This is a genomic window from Micromonospora sp. NPDC049799 (genome assembly GCF_040656655.1).
Taxonomy (GTDB): domain Bacteria; phylum Actinomycetota; class Actinomycetes; order Mycobacteriales; family Micromonosporaceae; genus Micromonospora.
On record NZ_JBFAMU010000484.1, the window covers coordinates 1 to 3,771 of the forward strand.

A 3,771-nucleotide genomic window follows, 5' to 3' on the forward strand; every position below is an offset into this window, starting at 1 on the left:
GTCGGTGGACCGGTTCGTCGCACTGACCACCGCCGTCGCCGACCACCTGCGCGACTACGGCATCCCGGACGACCGGATCGTCGTGAAGCCCAACGTGGCAGGTCGGCGGTGAGTCCGGCCACCCACCCGCCGGCGACGGCGGACGCGCCGTGCCGGAACGCGGCGTTGAGGCCGGTGTCCGGCGTGTCCGCCACCACCCGGGCACCGGCGGGGCCGACCGCTGCCGCGACGCGGGGGTCGTCGGTGACGACCACCACCCCGGCCACCACCGGGCACGCCCGCACCGCGCGGACGGTGTCGGCCGCCAGCGCCAGGGCCAGCTCCTCGTGCGGTACGGCCGGCAGCGCACCCCGCAGCCGGCTCTTCGCGGCGGCGAGGCGCTTCACCGGCACCACCACGGTCCAGCTCGGCTCGGAGACTGTCGGGCTCACGGCGCAATCCTGCCAGCCGGACGGCGGTACCCTCACTGGCCGGAGCCGGGGCGAGCAGGCATGATTTCCGCTGCGGGTGTCAGGGCGCGGGTCGGGGCAGCAGGAGGAGGCACGGTGGGGCGGCGCAGGCTGGGGTTCTGGCCACGGTTCGCCGTGGTGCTGGTCAAGCCGGTCATGACGATCTGGACGCGGCGGACCTGGCGCGGCATGGAGCACCTGCGCCGCGACGGCGGTGTGATCATCGTGCCGAACCACATCTCCCACGCCGATCCGCTGGTCGTGGCGCACTTCGTGTACGACTCCGGACGGTGGCCGCAGTTCCTCGGCAAGGCCAGCGTGTTCCGCGTGCCGGTGATCGGGTGGATCCTGCACCGGTGCCGTCAGATCCCCGTCGAGCGGGGCTCGGTCGACGCGGTCAAGTCGCTGGACGCGCTGGTCGCCGCGCTCGACCAGGGCGGTGCCGTGGTCATCTACCCGGAGGGCACCACCACCCGCGAGCCGCAGCTGTGGCCGATGAAGGGCAAGACCGGCGCGGCGCGGCTCGCGCTGGCCACCGGCGCACCGGTCGTCCCGGTGGCGATGTGGGGTCCCGAGCGGATCTTCGACCCCCGCACCACGCGCTTGAACGTCCGCCCCCGGATTCCGGTGACCGTGGTCGCCGGCCCACCGGTCGACCTGAGCCGCTGGGCGGGTGCCACACCCACCAGGGCCGTTCTCGAGGAGATGACCGACACCATCATGCTGCGCCTGCGTGACATGCTCGCCGAGATCCGGGGCGGGACACCACCACCGCTCCGGGAACGCCCACCCCGTCCGGCCGTCGGCCGCGAGCAGCGTCCGGAGGCGGCGGCGTGAGCGCGAGGAGTGAGCCGGGTCTGCGAGCCCCGCAGTCGCGATCGAAGGTGGCTCAGTGAGTGGCGCGCGTGGGCACGTGGCGGTCCTGGGCGCGGGCTCGTGGGGGACGGCGTTCGCCAAGATCCTCGCCGACGCCGGGCGGGACGTCACCATCTGGGCGCGCCGGGCGCCGGTCGCCGACCAGATCCGCGCCGAGCGGCGCAACCCCGAGTACCTGCCGGGCCTGGTGCTGCCGGAGCGGGTGACCGCGACCGGGGACGCCGCCGAGGCGATCACGGGGGCGGAGGTGGTGGTGCTGGCCGTGCCGTCGCAGACGCTGCGCGGCAACCTCGCCGACTGGACCCGGCACCTGCACCCCGACGCCACGCTGGTGTCGCTGATGAAGGGCATCGAGCTGGGCACCACCAAGCGGATGAGCGAGGTGATCGTGGAGACCGCCGGGGTGGCGGCGGACCGGGTGGTGGTCGTCTCCGGCCCGAACCTCGCGCCGGAGATCGCCGTCGAGCAGCCGGCCGCCACGGTGGTCGCCGGCACCGACTCCGACCGGGCCACCCTGGTGCAGCGGTCCATCACCACGCCGTACTTCCGGCCGTACACCAACGACGACGTGATCGGCTGCGAACTGGGCGGTGCGGTCAAGAACGTCATCGCCCTCGCGTACGGCATCGCCACCGCCATGGGCTTCGGCGACAACACCCGCGCCATGCTGGTCACCCGGGGGCTGGCCGAGACCGCCCGGCTGGGCGTGTCGCTCGGCGCCGACCCGCTCACCTTCGCCGGCCTGGCCGGCATGGGCGACCTGGTCGCGTCCTGCTCGTCGCCGCTGGCCCGGAACCGGACCTTCGGGGAGCACCTGGGCCGGGGCGCGACGCTGGAGGAGGCCCGGATCGCGACCCGGCAGACCGCGGAGGGCGTCAAGAGCGCCCTGGCGATCCGGGACCTGGCCCGGGCGCACGGCGTGGAGATGCCGATCACCGAGCAGGTCGAGCTGGTCTGCCACGAGGGCGTCGACCCGCGGCTCGCGGTGGACGCCCTGATGAGCCGTACGACGAAGCCGGAATGAGCGCCGTGACCGGGCCGCACGACGGCACCCGCTGCGTCCACGCCGGACTGCCGGAGCCGGTGCCCGGGCAGCCGTTCCTGCCCGGCCCGGTGTTCGCCGCGCCCTACCACCTCGACCCCTGGGCCGGGCCGGCCGCGTCGCCGAACGGCTACGGTCGCCCGGACAACCCGACGAGGCGGCTGCTGGAGGCGGCCGTCGGCGAGCTGGAGGCGGGCGACTGCCGGGTCTTCGCCAGCGGGCAGGCCGCGATCACCGGCCTGCTGCTGGCGCTGCTGAAGCCCGGCGACACCGTCCTGCTGCCGTCCGACGGCTACTTCCCGGTGCGCGCCTTCGCCACCGAGACCCTGGATCCGATGGGCGTACGGGTCCTCTTCGCGCCCACCGCCGGCCCGTACCCGGACCTCGACGGGGTCCGGCTGGTGCTGCTGGAGACCCCCGCCAACCCCGGCCTGGACGTGGTGGACGTGTCCGCGCTGGCCGCCCGCGCGCACGCCGCCGGTGCCCTGGTCGCGGTGGACAACACCACCGCCACGCCGCTCGGGCAGCGCCCGCTGGACCTGGGTGCCGACCTGGTGGTCGCCTCCGGCACCAAGGCGCTCACCGGTCACTCGGACCTGCTGCTCGGTTACGTCGCCACCCGTACGCCCGAACTGCTGGACGCGGTGACCAACTGGCGGACGGTCACCGGGGCGGTCCCGGGCGCCTTCGACGCCTGGCTGGCCCACCGGTCGCTGGCCACGCTGGACCTGCGCCTGGCCCGGCAGACCGCCAACGCCGAGGCCGTCGCCAGGCTGCTGGCCGGGCGTCGCGACGTGACCGGGGTGCGCTGGCCGGGGCTGCCGGACGACCCGGCGTACCCGGTCGCGTCGGTCCAGATGCGACGGATGCCCGGAGTGCTCTCCTTCGACCTCGGCGACGCCGGGCGGGTGGCTCGTTTCCTCGACGCGGCACGGCTGGTGGCCGCCGCCACCTCGTTCGGTGGCCTGCACACCTCCGCGGACCGGCGGGCCCAGTGGGGGGACGACACCGCCCCGGGCTTCGTCCGGCTCTCCTGCGGCGTGGAGGACACCGTCGACCTGGTCGCCGACGTGACGGCGGCGCTGGAGGCGGCCGGCTGATGCCCGACGAGCGGGCCGCCCTGGTCGGGCGGCTGCGGGCCGCCGGGTGCGTCTACGCCGAGGAGGAGGCGGACCTGCTCGCCGCCGAGGCGGGCACGGCCGGTGAGCTGGCCGACCTGGTGGACCGACGGGTCGCCGGGCAGCCGCTGGAGCACCTGCTGGGGTGGGCCGAGTTCTGCGGCCGGCGGATCGCGGTGGGGCCGGGGGTGTTCGTGCCCCGCGCGCTTTCCGGTCCGGGAAGCGACCACGGCGCAGGTCCGGCTGGACCTTCGCCTCCAGCACCTTGATCATGTCCTCGACGAGG

4 protein-coding genes and 2 pseudogenes are annotated in these 3,771 nt (G+C 75.0%); 4 read left to right on the forward strand and 2 right to left on the reverse strand.

What is annotated here, in order from left to right:
* Positions 1 to 431 (reverse strand): NTP transferase domain-containing protein (locus tag AB0I76_RS24925; RefSeq protein WP_357040030.1); only part of this gene is annotated, 431 nt, incomplete at its 3' end.
* A gap of 114 nt (positions 432 to 545) precedes the next feature.
* Between AB0I76_RS24925 and AB0I76_RS24930 the strand changes: the two genes are divergently transcribed.
* The 4 genes and pseudogenes from AB0I76_RS24930 to AB0I76_RS24945 all read left to right on the forward strand — a co-directional run.
* Positions 546 to 1,286, forward strand: coding sequence for a lysophospholipid acyltransferase family protein (locus tag AB0I76_RS24930; protein ID WP_357040020.1), 741 nt, complete (start codon positions 546 to 548; stop codon positions 1,284 to 1,286).
* Between the two features lie 55 nt (positions 1,287 to 1,341).
* Positions 1,342 to 2,349: an NAD(P)H-dependent glycerol-3-phosphate dehydrogenase gene (locus tag AB0I76_RS24935; protein WP_357040023.1), complete on the forward strand. Its 1,008-nt coding sequence runs from the start codon at positions 1,342 to 1,344 to the stop codon at positions 2,347 to 2,349.
* Positions 2,346 to 3,467 carry a cystathionine gamma-lyase gene (locus tag AB0I76_RS24940; RefSeq protein ID WP_357040027.1) on the forward strand — a complete coding sequence of 374 codons (1,122 nt, stop codon included), beginning with the start codon at positions 2,346 to 2,348 and terminating at the stop codon, positions 3,465 to 3,467. Before AB0I76_RS24935 ends, AB0I76_RS24940 begins: the two co-directional genes overlap by 4 nt.
* Positions 3,467 to 3,688 (forward strand): annotated as a pseudogene (locus AB0I76_RS24945) (putative protein N(5)-glutamine methyltransferase); the annotation flags it as partial. The gene AB0I76_RS24940 and the pseudogene AB0I76_RS24945, both read left to right, overlap by 1 nt.
* 4 nt (positions 3,689 to 3,692) lie before the next feature.
* Here AB0I76_RS24945 and AB0I76_RS24950 read toward each other — a convergent pair.
* Positions 3,693 to 3,771, reverse strand: a pseudogene (locus AB0I76_RS24950) (cold-shock protein); the annotation flags it as partial.

Coding starts and splice junctions, on each gene's coding strand:
- AB0I76_RS24940 (WP_357040027.1), top strand. CDS start 2,346: ATGAGCGCCGTGACCGGGCCGCACGACGGCACCCGCTGCGTCCACGCC.